Consider the following 18,195-nt stretch of genomic DNA (forward strand, 5'->3'; position numbering starts at 1 on the left):
CGCCACAAATCCAATTTATTTCTTTGTATTTCTAATTGTTGATTTTTTATTTTGCTGAGTTTGATCTGAGTATAATAAAAAAATATCGGTACAATTTTCCTTCGGTGAGGTCTTCTATGCAATATGGATATTTTGATGATGAGCACTGTGAATATGTGATAACCCGTCCGGATACGCCGCTTCCGTGGATCAATTATCTCGGATCAGAGGATTACTTTGGTTTAATTTCAAATACTGCCGGCGGTTATTCTTTTTACCGTGATGCGAGACTGCGCCGGATTACGCGTTACCGTTACAACAATGTACCGCTGGACACCGGCGGTCGATATCTTTATGTCCGTGATGATCATAGCGGAACCTTCTGGTCTCCGACATGGCAGCCGGTGATGACGGATTTAAAAAACTATACATGCCGACATGGCCTTGGATACACGACGATTGCTTCCGAAAAAGAGGATATTCAAACACAAGTCCGCTATTTTGTTCCATTGGGACAAAATCTGGAAATTTGGGATGCCAGATGTACCAATCTTCGTACTACAAAAGCTGAACTTTCCCTTTTTTCCTCCATCGAATTTTGCCTGTGGGATGCGCAGGACGACGCGACAAATTTCCAGCGCAATTACAATATCGCGGAAGTTGAGGTCGAAGGCAGTACCATTTATCATAAAACGGAATATCGCGAACGCCGCAACCATTTTGCATTTTTTTCCTGTTCCGAGCCCTTGACAGGGTTTGACACGCTTCGCGAAAGCTTTCTCGGACCTTACCGTGGCTGGAATCAGCCTCAGGTGGTTGCTGAAGGAAAGTCGCGCAATTCCGAAGCGCATGCCTGGCAGCCCATGGGTTCGCATCATGTGCAGTTTGTTCTGGAACCGGGGGAGACAAAGCGCATCCTCTTTATTCTCGGGTATCATGAAAATCCTGTTGATCAAAAATTTACTGCGCCGGGATCTAATATCATCAATAAAAAATCGGTGTATCCGATCATTCAGACCTGGCTGAATCCGAACAATGTGGATCATGCTTTCGAAAAACTGCGCCAGCGGTGGTCAGAATTGCTGAGCATCTTTCAAGTCGATACTCCTGATCTGCACGTCAACCGTATGGTCAATATCTGGAATGCATATCAATGCATGGTCACGTTCAACTTGTCGCGCTCAGCCTCCTATTTTGAAAGTGGAATCGGACGTGGTATGGGATTCCGCGATTCCAACCAGGATTTACTGGGCTTTATGCACATGATTCCAGAGCGAGGGCGTCAGCGGCTGCTGGACCTTGCAGCCACGCAGATGGAAAATGGCGGGGCTTATCATCAATATCAGCCGCTCACCAAACGCGGAAACAACGATATCGGCTCTGATTTCAACGATGATCCGTTGTGGCTGGTTTTAGCTGCATCGGCTTACTTACGCGAAACGGGCGATCTCAGTTTTCTTGAAGAGATGGTTCCCTATGATAACCGTCCCGGCAGCGAAAAACCACTGTTGGATCATCTGCGGCGTAGTATCCGTTATACGTTGGATCGGCTTGGAGTGCACGGACTGCCGCTGATCGGCCGTGCGGATTGGAATGATTGCCTGAATTTAAATTGTTTTTCCGATACACCAGGGCAGTCATTTCAAACCACCACGAACCGTGAAGGGAAGAATGCGGAATCCGTGTTTATAGCCGGGCAGTTTGTTCTGGCTGCACGTGAAATGGCAGATATGGTGGAATTAATCGGACTCAGTGATGAAGCGGAAGAATATCGCAGCCGTGCAGCAGCAATGATGAAAACAGTCGAAAATGAAGGGTGGGACGGTCAATGGTTCCTCCGAGCATATGATGATTTTGGAAAGCCTGTCGGATCCAAGGATTGCAAAGAAGGCAAGATCTTCCTCGAACCGCAGGGCATGTGCGTGATGGCAGGCATCGGCCTCGAAAATGGATATGCCAAAAGCGCGTTGGATTCGTTGAATCGTTATTGTGCCGGAGATCATGGCATTGCACTGTTATGGCCGGGGTTCCAGCAATATTATCTGCATCTGGGAGAGATTTCTTCCTACTGTGCCGGCTATAAAGAAAATGCGTCTGTTTTCTGCCATGCCAATCCTTGGGCGATGATTGCTGAAACCAAAGTCGGAAACGGAGATCGCGCTTTCGATTATTATCTGCGAATCTGCCCTTCCGTGCGGGAAGCGATCAGCGAAATTCACCGCAGTGAGCCGTATGTCTATGCCCAGACGATTGCTGGACCGGAATCTCCGGATTCCGGGGAAGCCAAGAACTCCTGGCTTACTGGTTCGGCAGCCTGGAATTTTGTAGCAATCACCCAATATATTTTGGGCATCCGTCCTGAATTGAATGGATTGCGAATTCAGCCGGTTATCCCACAGCATTGGGAAGGTTTTTCTGCGGAACGGGTGTTCCGGGGTGTATGTTTTCACATTGACGTGCAGCGAAAAGGAAATGGCAATACTTGTGTTCTGTTTGTCGATGGCAAAAAAATCCAAGGAAATATTGTTCCGCTTCCGGAAGAGGGTGTGAAAAGTATTTCTGTTCTTGTGGAGATTTATTAATTCTGCCTGGACGCTGAAAAAATGTTTTTCTACATAAAAAATGACAGACTACACATAATTTGTCATTGCGAACCTTGTAAGCCCCGTAGGAGCACGGCAAACTCCACGTTCCATTAAATAAAGGGCGCCACACGAAAAGAGATTGCTTTGTCGGGCTGGCGCCTTCCTCGCAATGACAATTTAACTTGTGCGAACCCCAGAGTATCTCGAATTCGTATCCTGAAATCACCAAATTTGAGCGAAAATTGGACTTTTTTTCAAAAAGCGAGTAACTCTGAATCCATATTTCGAATGGCTGATAAAAAAACCGTGCAGTTTATGGCTGCACGGTTTTTGATTGGTATAGTATGATGCTATTTGACTTCCCATTTTTCCCAGCGTTCGTAGCCGGTGATGGAAACAGGAGCGGTGATGCGCGGATTCATTAAAACGTAGGAATTGTTCCAATTGAGCGGATTGATGATGGCGACTTCTTTCAACAGAATATCTTCGCTTTGCGCGTACAGCTCAGCACGTTTTGCGGTATCGGTTTCCTTTCCGGCAGCTTTAATAATCTCAGCATATTTGACGTATACCGGATCCGAAACATCCTTGCATCCGACAGATGGCCAGTCGGTAACCGGCTGATAAGCTCCGCCCGGGCAGAGGAAGACATCGGCTGTGAAATTGTTGGCATCCATGTAGTCCTGGACCCAGGATGACCGATACACATTGGCTAAACCTTCCCGTCGTTCAACTTTAAAGACAGCCCATTCGCTGTTTTGAAGTTCCACGGTGATTCCAAGGTTGGTCTGCCACATTGATTGGACTGCTTCTGCACGCAGTTTATTGGCATCGGAAGTGCTGTAGCTGTAGATCACCTTGACATCAGCCGGCTTAATGCCTTTTTCTGCACAATATTCATCAATCAGTGCTTTGGCTTTTACCGGATCGTACATAATTCCTAAATCCGGATAATCTTCTTTTTTGGGTGCTCCGGCAACAGCAGGATTGATGAAATACGGAGCTGTTTCTCCGGCTTTGACTGCTTTCACCACTGCGTCTTTGTCCACTGCATAACTCAATGCCTGCCGGACGCGGATATCATCGGTTGGGGCAAGCCACGGGTTGTAGATCAACCATTCAGTGCCGATGGAGGTCGGCCGATAAATCAGATGATCGGTGTAAGCAGGATCGGTTGTAATTCGGTCGTAGTCTCCGGATGGAATGACTGCATAATCCATATTGCCGGCTTCATATTCAGACAGCGCCATAACGTCGCCGATCAGGTCATAATGAATGGCTGCCAGTTTCGGCTGCGGGACTGCGTCGGTTCCAGGCCAGAAGGGATTGGCAATCAGAGTTAATTCTGAGTCATGGACCCATTCTTTCAGCGTAAATGGACCATACCCTTCATAGATTCCGGATTCTGTCCAACGTTCAGCAACACCTTCGTTGCAGTCGTCGCCGTCGATCAACCAGGAAGGCATAGCGTGCATCATCCACATGCTGACAATATTCAGATTGAACACACCGTCTTCGATAAAGTTGATTTCGAGTGTATAGTCATCCAGCGCTTTCACACCGACCGTTGAAAAATCGGTGGTTGTACCGGCATTATAATCTGCTGCTCCCACAATGGACTGGTTGACGAGGAATGCGTAGCCGGAAGCAGTTTCAGGACGCAGCGTGCGTTCCACACCATAGACGAAATCTTTTGCAGTGACGAAACGTGTATTTCCCGCACAATCTTTCACCTCTTCAACGGCATCTGTATCCGGATTGTATTTTACCCAGGGAATTCCCTCGAGGAGTTTGAAGGTGTATACCAGTTTGTCATCCGAGGCGGTCCATTCCACAGCCATCCCTGGCTCCAATTCGCCGTTTTCTTCATTTTGGCGCAGCAGACCGACGGTCGTCTCATCAGCGATCTGAATGCCGATGAAATCGGTGACCAGAGCCTGGTCGATGGATGGAATATCGCCGCTGTTGAAGCTGGTACGGAAAATATTTTCACCCTCCGCCATGGCAGGAGAGGCGATCAGCAGCATTGTCATCAGAATACTGATCAATAAGACAATTCGATTTCGTTTCATTTGAAATTCTCCTTAAGTTATTACAAAAAATACACGAAAATTCGGTATTTTAATTTTAAAAATGGCTTAATAAAAATGATTGTGTACAGAAAGACGAATATTATCCGATGTTAATCGAAAAACTGAAAAAGTACAAGGAAAAACGCAAAATCGTTACAGAGCGGGACAACGTCCCGAAAAAAGGGACAAATTGACAATCTGAGGTAATACCGTGCAGCAGGTTTGCAGATCACTCAGGTGTGTGCCTGTTCGCTTCGGACATGTATTGTCTGTCATGATATCCGAAAATATCTTGACGTTTGTGAGGGGTGGGTGTATATTAATAGGGCTTAAAGAAATGAAATACGCCCTCATAGCTCAATTGGATAGAGCGTCTGCTTGCGGAGCAAAAGGTTGGGGATTCGACTTCCTCTGGGGGCACAAAAAACAGCATCGTAAACCGGTGCTGTTTTTTTATCCTGATAACCGTTCTTGTTTTTTGCGTATAAAAGAACAGCCAACAAAAATTTGCTTTTCTTTTTTTTATACCGAACATCACCTATCAATCGAGGCAACTATTAAGAATTCTTTCCATATTTGTGATTGCATTGTCAAGGGAAAATTGAAACGCAGAGATCAATAATGATATAATAAACACAATCATCGAAGCATTACACACCAGGAGTGAACGGGGAAAGCGGTATTTCATTGCTGTCAGTGAATTATGTGCTGAAATTGGTACCTGGTTAAAACTTTCCAAAGCAGAAATCACCGTCTTAAGACGAATGAGGTTTCTTCATAAAATTGGTAAAATTGTTCTGGATTTTGACCTTCTGACGAAGTCAACTTAGCCGGATCAGGATTATGCAGAAATCCAGCAGCATTCTGCGAACGGTTTCCATATCCTCAATCTTTTTGATATTACACTGGATCTGTTGGAATATACGTATAACCATAATGAGCGCTGGGATGGCAAAGGCTACCCCAGAGGAATCAAGGGCGACCAGATCCCCCTGATCTCAAGGATCATTGCGGTGACTGAAACCTATGATCGTGTCGTGAACCGACAAACCATCCCGGAAGAGCTCAGACAGGAAACTGCAGTAGAGACCATCCGGAAAAATGCCGGTACACAGTTTGATCCTGAGGTGGCATCGGCCTTTGTGCAGATGATACGTGAGAAGCGTTCCGGGAAATAATCGCGGATCAAACAGTTTCGATGTATTGAGTGAAATCTGCACCATCGCGGAGGAAAGCCATTGAACAAAAAACTAAGATCTTATGAAACAGATCCTGTAGAAATTGCTGACGGCATCTATTGGGTGGGTTATTCCAATGATTTTTCAAAATTGCATTGTAATCCGTACCTGATAGTGGAAGCGGATGAAGCCGTATTGATTGACGGGGGAAACCGCGATGATTTCAGTCATGTGATGCTAAAGATTCTGCGAACCGGAATCAAACCGGATCAGATTATCCGCCTGATTTATCAGCATTATGATCCGGATCTTTGTGGCAGTCTGCCGCAGATGGAAGCAATCATCAATCGCTCGGATCTCAAAATCATTTCTCATTCTGAGAACAATGTGTTCATCCGTTACTATTCTGCAAAAACCGAAATGCTTGATTTTCGTGATCTGGGTCATCATTTTGATTTCAAGACCGGGAGACGTCTGGAATTCTACGCTACGCCTTTCTGTCATCAGCCGGGCAGTTTTGTCACACTGGACCGCCAAACTGGAACATTGTTTTCGAGCGATCTGTTTGGCAGCTTTGATGATCAATGGAGCTTGTTTTTGGAGTTAAGTGACTCTTGTCGTCAATGCAGCGACATCAATACTTGCCCGATTCATCTGCCAGTCTGTCCGATGAAGGGAATCATTCAATTTCACCAGCGTGTGATGACATCCAACAGGGCTGCTGCCTGGACGATGCAGATGATTGACTCGCTGGATATCGATCGTATTGCTCCACAACATGGAAGCATTATTAATTCCAAAAAGGATATCCGATCCATTATCCATCACCTGCAATCTGTGCAAGCTGTTGGGATTGATTTTTATCTTGATGAGGTTTCCCGATGAGAAATCCGGATTCCCTGATGAACAGTATTTTGTCGGAATCTACAACTGCTCAATCAAATCCGCTCCTGCAAACCTATGTATTGGAAAGTTTTGCGAAACAGGTCGATACGGCTATTGAAAATGAGCTCCTCAAAAAACTGATCCTGGATTATGCAACGATTACCGGGCAAGTTGATGTCTTATACCGAGAACTTGTCCGCAGCCAGGAGATGCTGATCGAAGCGCAGAATATCGCCATGCTAGGTCGCTGGGATGTAGATCGCGATTCCGGGAAAGTGGTCTGGTCGCAGTCCCTGTATCATATTTTGGAGAAAGATGCTTCACTTCCGGCTTCCATCGAGCTGTTTATTTCCAGCGTCCATCCGGATGATGTCAATATGGTTATCCAATTAATTGAACACATATTTGAAAAATCCGAACCTTGGACTACCCGCTATCGCTTGCTTATGCACGATGGCCGTATGAAATGGGTTCATCTGCGCTGCAATCCGGTGATCGATCGGTCTGGCAGGATCACCCAGTGTTACGGCACGATTCAGGATATTACGGAGATGAAGCAGGCTGAGGAGGAGCTCGAAGAATACAGCCGTCATCTTGAAATCAAGGTTGAGGAGAAAGTCAAGGAGATTTCCGCCTCGCAGATGGCGACAATCTATGCACTGGTCAAACTGTCTGAATCTCGTGATGATGATACCGGTGTCCATATCGAGCGGACGGCTGGTTTCTGCCGGTTGCTGGCCGAGCAGGCCCGTTCCATCCCCCGATATGCTGCTCTGATGGATGATACTTTCATTGAGACCATTTTCAAAGCCAGTCCGCTGCATGATATCGGCAAAGTCGGTATACCGGATCGGATTCTGCTGAAACCAGGGAAACTGACCGGTGAAGAGTTCGAGATCATGAAGACCCATGTGCGGATTGGATACGAAACGCTGGCAAAAGTGGGCGCGCAATATCAGCAGAATACCTTTATCAAAATGGGTTTGGATATCGTCCTGTATCATCATGAGAAATGGAACGGCAGCGGATATCAGGCCGGATTGTCCGGGGAACAAATCCCGCTTTCTGCACGAATCATGGCGGTAGCGGATGTCTATGATGCGCTGCGATCGAAGCGTGTCTATAAGGAGGCCTTTTCGCATGAAAAAAGTGTCGAAATCATCGCCGAGGGACGTGGAAGCCATTTTGATCCGCTGTTGATCGATCTTTTCTTGGAACATCACGAAGCATTTCAGTCGTTGTATGAAACGATGCGCTAATTGCGGTCTCCTGACGTCTAAAATTCAGTTCCTGCCTGGGCCTTGATTCCATTCTGAAACGGATGTTTGATCAGCTTCATTTCAGTCACCAGATCTGCAATGTCGATCAGTTTCTGCGGTGCGTTTCTGCCGGTGATGATGAGATGCATCGCAGCGGGCTTGTTGTGGAGGATCCAATCCGCCACCTCCTGCGGATCCAACCATCCGAAGATCAGCGGATAGGTGAATTCATCCAAAACGATCAGATCATATGCGGCGCTCAGAATTTTTTGCTGCGCCAGTTTCCAGCCATCCAACGCCAGTGCGGCAGCTTCATCTTGATCCTCTTGATGAAAAACAAAACCGTCTCCACAGCGATGCCACTCAATATTGAGCTGTCGGGCTGCCTTAAATTCACCTGTTTCAAAAACCGATGATTTGATAAATTGAATCATGCAGATACGCAATCCGTATCCCCACGAACGGAAAACAACTCCCAAAGCGGCGGTGGTTTTCCCTTTGCCGTCTCCGGTGTTCACGATAATAAGACCTTTTGGCTGTTGTTGATTGGAAATTTCGGAATTCATTAGCTGCCTCCTTAATCCGAGAAGGGTAGATGTAATATGCTGAGGCAGGCTTCCTGACTTGTCAAACGGACTGACTTACAGTTGCGGTACAGCGCTGGACTCTCACCAGCTTCCACCTTTATGCCCTGGCTTCCGTGCCTGCGGGTCACCTCAACTGCTTTCATTATAAATCATTTTCCGATTGTGCCGAACTTTTGCCAGCAATTCGAAATATGGAAATAATCATTGTTGTTGTGGTTTTTTCGTGCTTTATTTTAAAGATTGATAGGATGAATAATTCATGGACTCATATGTCATTGCGAGGAAGGCGTCAGCCCGACGAAGCAATCTCTTTTCACATGACACACTTTCCATAATGTGGAAGGGAGATTGCCACGCCCTTGCAGGGCTCGTCCCTACAGGACTCACAAGTTCGCAATGACAAATAGAGCGCCTATGTGGTTCCCATGACAATATGTCATTGCGAGGAGGGCGTCAGCCCGACGAAGCAATCTCTTTTCACATGACACACTTTCCATAATGTGGCAGAGAGATTGCCACGACCCTACAGGGTAATAACAATGACAGGCTTCATCCTAATAATTCGAAATTTTAAAAAAAGACTTTTGAGAAAACAGCGAAAATTTGCTTCTGCGTTTTTTTTCATCGCATCAAACAAAAACCATTCCATAAATTTTGAAATATGAATCATAATGATATTGCCGATATAAAGCCACGAATTACCAGCGGTTTCTGCGATTTATTTTAATTTCACTCGCGATATGTATTGCAGATCAACCTGAATCCATTGCAAGAAAAATAACGCTCAGAGAAATTAAAATATTTACCTTATCGGGAAACTATGCTAAGATACACAATATATTAATCTTCATGCAATATACAAGACTTATTATCATAGTTACTCATTTCAACTTGGAAATTAAAAAGACTTGATTTTGATTATTAAAATTTCTTGGACTTTTATAAAAAAGAATTCCTTCTTTAAAACCTTGCTGAATCACGGCCTGTTTTCTTTGATGATTATCAGGAAGCGATTATCTCAATCCAGCCATTCAAAAAATGAACCTGCTTTTCAAATCGAGTTAGGAAACTTATCGTTGTGCCGTTTTGCGTTTCGCAAATAAACAACACAACGATGGATAAATATTTCCACATTTTGAATTGCTGATCGCAAACAGGTTTCGTTGACAGAAATTCAGCATGAGTTTTGAAATTGTGCGTTTCTTGCACACCTGTTTTTGCATAATCTATACTATGGAGCGGAATCATATGAATCGTGCGGAAAACAAAGCGCAGCGCTTGATGCAAATTGAAGTGTTGCTGATTGACCATCCTGAAGGGCTGACATTGTCGCAGATTGCACAGCGTATCGATGTTCATCGAACCACCGTTATGCGCAATCTGGCAGACATGACAGCTCCCGTCTATTCTGATCACGGGCGTTATTTTATAGATCGGCAGAGCTACCTGGTCAACCTGCGCTTGAATTTGCATGAGGCGTTATCCATTCATCTGGCTGGCCGGCTGATGGCAACCCGGTTGGATCGCCAGAATCCGCATATGGCAGCTGCTTTCCGGAAATTGGGAATTGCATTGGAAACACTGGCGCCGCAATTCAGCAACGTCATCCGCGACTCAGCCAACACTTTCGATGATGATTCAAAACGCAACGATCCGAAGTTTCTGCATATCCTGGAGGCATTGACCGATGCCTGGGCGAAGAGTCGCAAGGTGCGCATCGGATATCGCAGCGCGGAAAAAGGGCTGCTGAAAGAGCACCTTTTCAGTCTGTATTATATTGAAGCCGGCGCTGTGGGACAATCCATCTATGTGATCGGTTTGATTGAGCCGGAAAATGAGAAACGCACGTACAAGGTCGAACGCATTGAAACAATTGCGATGACGGATGAGCCGTTTACCATCCCCGAAGATTTTCATTCGACAGCGCTGCTGTCTCAGGCATGGGGCATCTGGTTTACCGACCGGGAACCGGTCCGCGTCATCCTCCGTTTTTCCGAAAAAGCTGCAAAGCGGATCTGCGAAACGCGCTGGCATCCGTCCGAAAAGACCTCACTGCAGTCGGACGGCAGCCTCCTCTGGCAGGCAGAAATTTCCGAGCCCCGTGAAATGCTGCCCTGGATTTTCGGCTGGGGCAGTCAGGTGGAAGTGATCGAGCCGGCCGATCTGCGCGACTACGTTGCCGCTGACCTGCGAAAGGCAGTGAGGATTTATGGAGACTAATCCGGATGAAAGATGTATTTTATGGAACAGGTATTGAAAATGAATTACTATGCTCACACAAAAGGTAACAATATAGCTGATTGGCAGTTATTAATTGATCATTTGACTAATACAGCGAATCTGGCTCAATCTTTTGGAGTTGATGCTGGTATCAGTGATTTTTCATACTTTGCTGGATTATTGCACGATATTGGAAAATACTCCTTTGCATTTCAAAATCGATTAAAAGGATCAAAGCATCCTGTTGATCATTCCACAGCAGGAGCTCAAGAATTACATAAAAAATTTCAGAACTCCTCAATTTATCCAATTGCACTTATTATTTCTTATTGTATTGCAGGACATCATGCTGGATTACCTGATTATGGAAGTCCAATCGATCTAGATGGAACAGGGACATTGCAATCTCGTTTGAAGACCAGAATTGAAGATTATTCTGCATACTCAGAAGAGCTTGATCTGAGCACAGTAATTATTCCTAAAAAATTTCCAATAGGGTCAGCAAAAAAGCATCAACTTTTTTCTGTTGCTTTTTTTACCAGAATGATTTACTCAACGCTTGTTGATGCGGATTATCAAGATACTGAAGAGTTTATACAAGGAAGAAAAACGCGGGGTGAGTCAGAGAAAATTGATGTTTTGTGCCAACGGTTTAATCAATTTTTGACAAAATTTTCAAAACCGGAAAATAAAATAAATCAAATTCGTACGCAAGTTTTACACAATTGTCTTCAGAAAGCAAATGTAAATCCAGGATTTTTTACTCTGACTGTTCCTACAGGTGGAGGAAAAACATATGCTTCTTTAGCGTTTGCCCTCAACCATGCTTATCAGCATGGGCTTAAAAGAATTGTTTATGTAATTCCGTTTACCAGTATTATTGAACAAAACGCATCGGTTTTTCGAGATTGTTTAGGAAAAGAGAATATTCTTGAGCAACATGCTGATTTTGATTTTGAGAGTATTTTTGTAAATGATATCATTTCTTCGGATGATGAAACAAATAATGCATTAGAAAAACTCAAATTGTCAGCAGAGAATTGGGATATTTCAATAACTGTAACAACGAATGTTCAGTTTTTTGAATCATTATTTTCATGTCATTCTTCAAAATGCAGAAAAATCCATAATTTAGCAAAAAGTGTGATGATTTTTGATGAAGCACAAATGTTGCCTCGAGAATTTTTGTTTCCATGTATGAATTCATTGTGGGAATTAGTAAATAACTATCATTCAAGTGTTGTATTTTGTACAGCAACTCAGCCATCTTTACAGCGATTTATGCCGGATGGGACAAAATTTATCGAGATAATTGAAGACCCTCAAAAATTATTCGCAAATTACCAAAGAGTGCAAATTGAATATATCGGTAAACAGACCGATGACGAATTGATATACCGATTGAATGAACAAAACCAGTCGTTATGTATTGTCAACACTCGAAAACATGCTAAAGGATTATTTAATGGTCTGACTGGAGAAGGACGGTATCATCTCTCCACGTTAATGTGTCCAATACATCGAAAATTAGTTCTTAATGAAGTAAGGCAGAGATTAAAAGAAGGGGTTTCGTGCAGAGTGATCTCCACGCAAGTGATGGAAGCAGGTATCGATATTGATTTCCCAATCGGATTTCGGGCAATTGCAGGAATGGACTCGATTATTCAAGCAGCCGGCAGAATTAATCGTGAACAGAAACACACAAGTGGTATTTTATATGTATTTGAAACTGACTCAAAATTCGTTAAACGAGTACCTGCATATATAGAACAAGGCGCTGCAATTGCTCGTAGTATTCTACGAGAATTTAAAAACAACCCGATATCGACTGATGCAATAAATGCCTTTTTTGAGAAATTATATTCATTACAGGAAGGAGACCAAGCATTTGATGTGAACGGAATTATGGCTTGCTTTGAAAAAAAAGAAGGATTCTTTTTTAAGACTGCATCAGAACGGTTTCATATTATTGATAATCGAACGGAACCAGTATTTATTCCATATGATCATGTGGCTGAAGAATTAATTGAAGAATTGAAAGTTGCTCCATTTCCTCGGACGATTTTGCGGAAACTCCAGCTTTATACAGTCAATATCTATCCGCAAGAATTAGAAGAATTATATAAAAAAGGTGCAATCAATTTAATTAATGATAGATATTCAGTTTTATCCATTGAAAATTTTATTGATTTTTACGATGAAAAAACCGGTTTGATTATCCCTGATATTCAAATGGGAAATGCAATCTTTTTATAAAAACTTATTAGAAAGGAGAAAAAAACAGATGGGATTTGGAATAACAATTCGTGTTCAAGGACCTTATGCGTTATTTACTCGTCCGGAAATGAAAGTTGAACGTGTCAGTTATGATGTCATAACACCTTCAGCCGCACGAGGAATTATTGAAGCAGTTTACTGGAAGCCTGCAATTCGCTGGGTAATCGACAAAATTCATGTGCTGAATGAGATCAAATATACAAATATCCGTCGTAATGAGGTCAGCGAGAAAGCTTCTACACAAATTGCAAAACGGATTATGAACGGCGCAAACGATCCATTTTATCTTTCTGCAAATGATAACCGTCAACAGCGCGCATCAATGGTTTTAAAAGATGTGGACTATTGCATCGAAGCACATTTTGAAATTGTACAAGAGAATGCAGGACCAGAAGATACCGTTGAAAAACACTACAATATCGTCCTTCGACGATTGAAGAAAGGTCAGTACTTTAATCCTCCTTGTCTTGGTACACGAGAGTTTGGAGCTACTGTGGAACTTGTTGAAGATACTCGGACAATTCCTCCCAGTTCTTTAACTGGATCAAAAGACTTAGGATGGATGTTATATGATCTGGATTTTTCTGATCCGGAGGATATTCGGCCGAGATTCTTTAAAGCCGAGATGATCAACGGTGTAATTGACCTGACCACGGTCGGATTGGTAGGATGACAGAAATGATTTTACAAGCATTAACAAAATATTACGATATTCTTGCAAAAGATGCTGAAAGCGGCATTTCGTTGCCAGGATATTGTACAACAACTGTAAGTTTTGTACTATCAATTTCGGAGTCTGGAGAGCTGAAAGATATTGTCCCGTTATCGAGTTTTGAGAAAAAAGGTAAAAAGACTGTAGAAAATCCATATATAACTCTTTTTGTTCCAGCACAAATCAAACGAACAAATCGTATTTCAGCAAATTTTTTATGCGATTCTGTAGCGTATGTGCTTGGATTTACGGATAAAAATATGAAGGATCCGAATTATTCCATTAAATGCCACAAAGAATTTTGCGACCATAATATTCATTTATTGGAAAATATTCCGTGTAAGGCAGCAAATGCAGTCATTAATTTCCTGCAAACCTATGATCCGATTCATGCAAAAGAATATCCGCAAATTGATCGTTATTGGACAGATCTTTGTGCAGGAAGAAATATTGTCTTCAGGTTGGAAGGAAATTCTGAATATGTTCATGAGGACACTCAGATTCGTGATTATTGGGAAAAAATAAACGAAGAAGAAAAAGACGATGTATATAGGGGACAGTGTCTTGTTACCGGAAAAACAAGCCCGATTGCGATATTGCATAACAGCATAATGGGACTCCCCGGTTCAAACCCTACCGGAGCAACGCTGGTTGGATTCAATGCAGATGCGTATGAATCATACGGGAGACATAAGCAGCAAGGGAAGAATTCGCCTGTCAGCGAAAGAGCAGCGTTCGCTTACACAACTGTATTGAATTTCCTGCTTTCGAAAAAAAATCCAAACCGCAAATTTACGGTTGGAGATACCTCTGTTGTTTACTGGGCTGAAAGTCCAAAACGAGATTACGCAAACATATTTTCCAGTTTGTTCCAAATTAATTGGGCGGATGAACAATCAGAATCCGATGAAATCGATGAGGTTTCTTTTCAGGATAAAAAGGCCGAACAACGACTTTCTGAAATTGGAGAGAAAATAACCCGGGGAGACAATTTGGATTCCAATTCACTCATCGCGGGATTAGATCCGGAAACCAGGTTCTATATCCTTGGATTGGCGCCAAATTCAGCGCGGGCTTCTATACGTTTTTTTCATCAGGACCCGTTTGAAAAAATTGTTAAAAAGATCATTCTACATTATGAAGATCTGCAAATTGTAAAAGAGTTTGCAGATCAACCAAACTGGATCCCTTTATATCGGTTATTAGGAGAAACGTATTCCAAAAAATCATCAGAAAAAAAATCTTCTCCGTTACTATCTGGAGCTGTGATGAGTTCAATCTTAAATGGAACTCCATATCCGGCAGCATTGTATTATGCGATTATCAATCGCATCCGAGCGGATGTGGATGATAAATCCAAAAACATTCAAAAAATCAATTATTTTCGAGCTGCCATCGTGAAGGCATATTTGCTTCGAAAATATCGATCGCAAAAAAATCTAATTATTCAGGAGGTGCTATGTATGTCACTCAATCAACAGACCGATTATCCGGCATATTTGTTAGGCAGATTATTTGCCGTTCTTGAGAAAACACAAAAGGATGCTATTCCCAACCTTAATACAACGATCAAGGACCGTTATTTTACGACAGCTTGTGCTTCACCCGCTTCCGTTTTTCCAATATTACTTCGTTTATCTCAGCATCACATTTCAAAATCTGATTATGGGTATTGGAGCGAACAATTAATTCAGGAAATCATGAGTAAATTGAAGATTGAAGAAAACGCTATCCCACATCATCTTTCGTTGGATGATCAGGGAATTTTTATTTTAGGCTACTATCATCAACGTGCAGATTTTTTCGAGAAAAAATCTGATGATTCAAAACAAATAGAAAAAATTGATAATGGAGACAAAAATGAGTAATCCGATTATGAATCGTTATGAATTCGTTTTATTGTATGATGTTGAAAATGGGAATCCGAATGGTGATCCTGATGCTGGAAATATGCCGAGAATTGATCCCGAAACTGGATATGGAATTGTTACCGATGTCTGTATAAAGAGAAAAATTCGGAATTATGTCGAAATCATGAAACAAGATGAGGCAGGATTTAAAATTTATGTAAAAGAAGGAATCCCTCTTAACAATCAGCACGCATTAGCCTATGTCGCAAATAACATACCAGTTCCAAGTAAGGAAAACGCGAAAAATGTTGATGCAGTCACATTACTAAAGCTTCGAAAATGGATGTGTGATAATTTTTTTGACATTCGAACTTTTGGCGCTGTGATGACTACCGGTGTGAATTGCGGGCAAGTACGCGGACCCGTTCAAATAAACTTCTCAAGAAGTGTTGATCCGATTGTGCAACAGGAAGTGACGATTACTCGAGTAACGGTTACTCGACCTGAAGATATAAAAACTATGGGAAGAAAACAAATTGTTCCTTATGGCTTATATCGTGTGGAAGGATATATCTCGGCAAAATTAGCAAATGATCTCACCAAAGGCACCGGCTTTTCTGAAGATGATGTTGAGTTATTATGGACAGCCCTGACCAACATGTTTGATTGCGATCATTCTGCTTCCCATGGAAAAATGTCAGCTCAAAAACTGTTCATTTTTAAACATGAAAGCGAGCTTGGGAATGCTCCGGCAAACCAATTATTTGATGTAATTTCAATTTCTAAAAAGGATGAGAAAGTTACACCCAGAAATTTTTCCGATTATTCAATTTTCGTGGATAAAGACAAAATTCCTGCTGGTGTGAGTTTAATCGAAAGACTGTGAAAACTGAGTATTCGTCAGATGAATTGTTGCTCCTTTCCGGAATTCAGCATTTTGGTTTTTGCAAGCGTCAGTGGGCATTGATTCATATTGAGAACCAATGGCATGAAAATGTCTTGACTGTTGAAGGGAAACTGTTGCATAGCCGGGTTGATGATCCATTCTCTTTCGAATCACGAAAAGATGTGATCACTTCCCGGTCTGTTCCGGTAGTTTCTTATCACTTGGGATTCTCAGGTATATGCGATGTTATCGAATTTATTCCATCAAAGGATGGCGCAATTTTATACGGAAAATCTGGACGATATCTACCGGAAATTGTCGAATATAAGCATGGCAAAGAGAAGTTGGATCAATGTGATGAAATTCAGCTTTGTGCTCAGGCTATCTGTTTGGAAGAGATGTTAAGTATCAGCCTGAGTAGCGGCTTTATTTTCTATGGTTTACCAAGGAGGAGAACGGAGGTGTTTTTTTCTTCAGAGTTACGAGATCTGGTTTGGAAATACGCAGGGGAAATGCACGATTATTATGAGCGGGGATATACCCCCAAGGTCAAAGCATCGAAAGCATGCCGTTCCTGTTCATTGATCGATATTTGTTTGCCTGGATTAAGTAATCATACAATTTCAGCATCAAAGTATATTCAAATGAAGATCGATGAAGATTAAATGAAAAAATTGTTGAATGTCCTTTATGTAACGTCGCCGGATTCCTTTCTTTCTCTGGATGGTGAAAATATTGTCATCAAGAAAGAGGACAACACCGCTGTTCGTCTTCCGCTGCATAACCTGGAGAATATTGTGAGTTTTGGCTATACCGGAGCCAGTCCGGCTTTAATGAATGCCTGTACTGAACGCGATATTGGTTTATGTTTTCTGACGCCTCATGGTCATTTTCAAGCAAGAGTCAGCGGAAAAATCCGCGGAAATGTCCTCTTGAGGAAAAAACAGTATCAGATATCCGATGCTGAGGAATATAGTGTATTAATTGGCGGATCTTTTCTTCTGGGAAAAATTGCGAATTGTCGGAAAGTCTTGCAGCGTGCAATACGGGATCATGCCTATTCTGTGGATGTGCAGAAAATTTCGGAAGCATCCGAGGGACTGAAAGGGAGCATGAAAGAAATTGAAAAATGCCGGTCAAATGCAGCGCTGATGGGAATTGAAGGCAGTGCCGCAAAAATCTATTTTCAGGTTTTTGATGAATTAATACTGCAACAAAAAGAAGATTTTTATTTCAGAGAGCGATCTCGCCGTCCGCCTTTGGATAATGTCAACGCGTTATTGTCTTTTTTGTATACTTTGCTGACGAATGAAGTCGCCTCTGCTTTGGAAACGGTTGGTCTGGATCCATATGTAGGTTTTCTGCATCAGGATCGTCCGGGGCGCGTTTCATTGGCGCTGGATTTGATGGAAGAATTGCGGCCTGTTTTTGTCGATCGGCTGGTACTTTCGATGATCAATCGCTCTCAACTCAATGGGAAGGATTTCTTAAAAAAAGAAAGTGGCGGCGTCATTATGACCGATGAAGCAAAAAAAAGGGTGCTTTCGGCATGGCAGGACCGAAAAAAAGAAATGTTGATTCATCCATATTTAAATGAACAGATCATGTTTGGGCTTATTCCTCATGTCCAAGCGCTGCTCCTTGCACGCTATTTACGGGGTGATTTGGACGCATACCCACCATTTTTTTGGAGTTAGGATTCACT

12 protein-coding genes, 1 tRNA gene, 1 pseudogene and 1 riboswitch are annotated in these 18,195 nt (G+C 42.6%); of the genes and pseudogenes, 12 read left to right on the forward strand and 2 right to left on the reverse strand.

Features of this window, described 5'->3' with window-relative positions:
* The first annotated feature begins 116 nt into the window (after positions 1 to 116).
* Entirely contained in the window at positions 117 to 2,561 is a 2,445-nt protein-coding gene (locus tag ATC1_RS01790) for a GH36-type glycosyl hydrolase domain-containing protein (RefSeq protein ID WP_062277682.1), read from the forward strand.
* A gap of 353 nt (positions 2,562 to 2,914) precedes the next feature.
* Here ATC1_RS01790 and ATC1_RS01800 read toward each other — a convergent pair whose 3' ends face one another.
* Positions 2,915 to 4,636, reverse strand: a complete 1,722-nt coding sequence (locus tag ATC1_RS01800; protein ID WP_062277688.1) for a peptide ABC transporter substrate-binding protein — start codon at positions 4,634 to 4,636, stop codon at positions 2,915 to 2,917.
* A 346-nt stretch (positions 4,637 to 4,982) separates the two neighbouring features.
* Between ATC1_RS01800 and ATC1_RS01805 the strand changes: the two genes are divergently transcribed.
* From ATC1_RS01805 to ATC1_RS01820, 4 genes and pseudogenes are all read left to right on the forward strand, one after another.
* Positions 4,983 to 5,056 (forward strand) — tRNA-Arg (locus ATC1_RS01805).
* A gap of 428 nt (positions 5,057 to 5,484) precedes the next feature.
* Positions 5,485 to 5,814, forward strand: a pseudogene (locus ATC1_RS01810) (HD-GYP domain-containing protein); the annotation flags it as partial.
* Positions 5,815 to 5,874: 60 nt separating this feature from the next.
* Positions 5,875 to 6,699, forward strand: coding sequence for an oxygen-binding di-iron domain-containing protein (locus ATC1_RS01815; RefSeq protein WP_062277693.1), 825 nt, complete (start codon positions 5,875 to 5,877; stop codon positions 6,697 to 6,699).
* Positions 6,696 to 7,958 carry an HD-GYP domain-containing protein gene (locus ATC1_RS01820; protein WP_062277696.1) on the forward strand — a complete coding sequence of 421 codons (1,263 nt, stop codon included), beginning with the start codon at positions 6,696 to 6,698 and terminating at the stop codon, positions 7,956 to 7,958. Before ATC1_RS01815 ends, ATC1_RS01820 begins: the two co-directional genes overlap by 4 nt.
* Before the next feature lie 17 nt (positions 7,959 to 7,975).
* Here the strand turns inward: ATC1_RS01820 and cobO are convergent, their stop codons facing one another.
* Positions 7,976 to 8,524 (reverse strand): cob(I)yrinic acid a,c-diamide adenosyltransferase, encoded by a 549-nt coding sequence (gene cobO, locus ATC1_RS01825; RefSeq protein WP_062277699.1) that lies wholly within the window; start codon positions 8,522 to 8,524, stop codon positions 7,976 to 7,978.
* A gap of 26 nt (positions 8,525 to 8,550) precedes the next feature.
* A riboswitch (cobalamin riboswitch) is annotated at positions 8,551 to 8,692 on the reverse strand.
* A gap of 1,101 nt (positions 8,693 to 9,793) precedes the next feature.
* Here cobO and ATC1_RS01835 point away from each other — a divergent pair.
* The 7 genes from ATC1_RS01835 to cas1c are packed head-to-tail and all read left to right on the forward strand — an operon-like array spanning position 9,794 to position 18,187.
* Entirely contained in the window at positions 9,794 to 10,765 is a 972-nt protein-coding gene (locus ATC1_RS01835) for a helix-turn-helix transcriptional regulator (protein WP_062277705.1), read from the forward strand.
* A 21-nt stretch (positions 10,766 to 10,786) separates the two neighbouring features.
* Positions 10,787 to 13,021 (forward strand): CRISPR-associated helicase Cas3', encoded by a 2,235-nt coding sequence (gene cas3 / locus ATC1_RS01840; protein ID WP_172667690.1) that lies wholly within the window; start codon positions 10,787 to 10,789, stop codon positions 13,019 to 13,021.
* A 28-nt stretch (positions 13,022 to 13,049) separates the two neighbouring features.
* A complete protein-coding gene (gene cas5c, locus ATC1_RS01845) occupies positions 13,050 to 13,715 on the forward strand; it encodes a type I-C CRISPR-associated protein Cas5c (RefSeq protein WP_062277711.1) in 666 nt (221 codons plus the stop codon).
* Complete coding sequence (gene cas8c, locus ATC1_RS01850; protein WP_062277714.1) at positions 13,712 to 15,622, forward strand: type I-C CRISPR-associated protein Cas8c/Csd1; 1,911 nt, start codon at positions 13,712 to 13,714, stop codon at positions 15,620 to 15,622. Before cas5c ends, cas8c begins: the two co-directional genes overlap by 4 nt.
* A complete protein-coding gene (gene cas7c, locus ATC1_RS01855; RefSeq protein WP_062277716.1) occupies positions 15,615 to 16,490 on the forward strand; it encodes a type I-C CRISPR-associated protein Cas7/Csd2 in 876 nt (291 codons plus the stop codon). Before cas8c ends, cas7c begins: the two co-directional genes overlap by 8 nt.
* On the forward strand, positions 16,487 to 17,155 hold the full coding sequence (gene cas4, locus ATC1_RS01860; protein ID WP_062277719.1) for a CRISPR-associated protein Cas4: 669 nt from the start codon (positions 16,487 to 16,489) through the stop codon (positions 17,153 to 17,155). The genes cas7c and cas4 overlap by 4 nt, the downstream gene beginning before the upstream one ends.
* Complete coding sequence (gene cas1c, locus ATC1_RS01865) at positions 17,156 to 18,187, forward strand: type I-C CRISPR-associated endonuclease Cas1c (RefSeq protein ID WP_062277722.1); 1,032 nt, start codon at positions 17,156 to 17,158, stop codon at positions 18,185 to 18,187. It begins immediately after the preceding gene.
* Positions 18,188 to 18,195 lie beyond the last annotated feature (8 nt).

The organism is Flexilinea flocculi, assembly GCF_001192795.1.
Lineage (GTDB): Bacteria > Chloroflexota > Anaerolineae > Anaerolineales > Anaerolineaceae > Flexilinea > Flexilinea flocculi.

Excerpts from the sequence above, each read along its gene's own strand:
- ATC1_RS01790 (WP_062277682.1), top strand. The coding sequence starts at position 117 with ATGCAATATGGATATTTTGATGATGAGCACTGTGAATATGTGATAACC.
- ATC1_RS01800 (WP_062277688.1), bottom strand. The coding sequence starts at position 4,636 with ATGAAACGAAATCGAATTGTCTTATTGATCAGTATTCTGATGACAATG.
- ATC1_RS01820 (WP_062277696.1), top strand. The coding sequence starts at position 6,696 with ATGAGAAATCCGGATTCCCTGATGAACAGTATTTTGTCGGAATCTACA.
- cobO (WP_062277699.1), bottom strand. The coding sequence starts at position 8,524 with ATGAATTCCGAAATTTCCAATCAACAACAGCCAAAAGGTCTTATTATC.
- ATC1_RS01835 (WP_062277705.1), top strand. The coding sequence starts at position 9,794 with ATGAATCGTGCGGAAAACAAAGCGCAGCGCTTGATGCAAATTGAAGTG.
- cas3 (WP_172667690.1), top strand. The coding sequence starts at position 10,787 with ATGGAACAGGTATTGAAAATGAATTACTATGCTCACACAAAAGGTAAC.
- cas5c (WP_062277711.1), top strand. The coding sequence starts at position 13,050 with ATGGGATTTGGAATAACAATTCGTGTTCAAGGACCTTATGCGTTATTT.
- cas8c (WP_062277714.1), top strand. The coding sequence starts at position 13,712 with ATGACAGAAATGATTTTACAAGCATTAACAAAATATTACGATATTCTT.
- cas7c (WP_062277716.1), top strand. The coding sequence starts at position 15,615 with ATGAGTAATCCGATTATGAATCGTTATGAATTCGTTTTATTGTATGAT.
- cas1c (WP_062277722.1), top strand. The coding sequence starts at position 17,156 with ATGAAAAAATTGTTGAATGTCCTTTATGTAACGTCGCCGGATTCCTTT.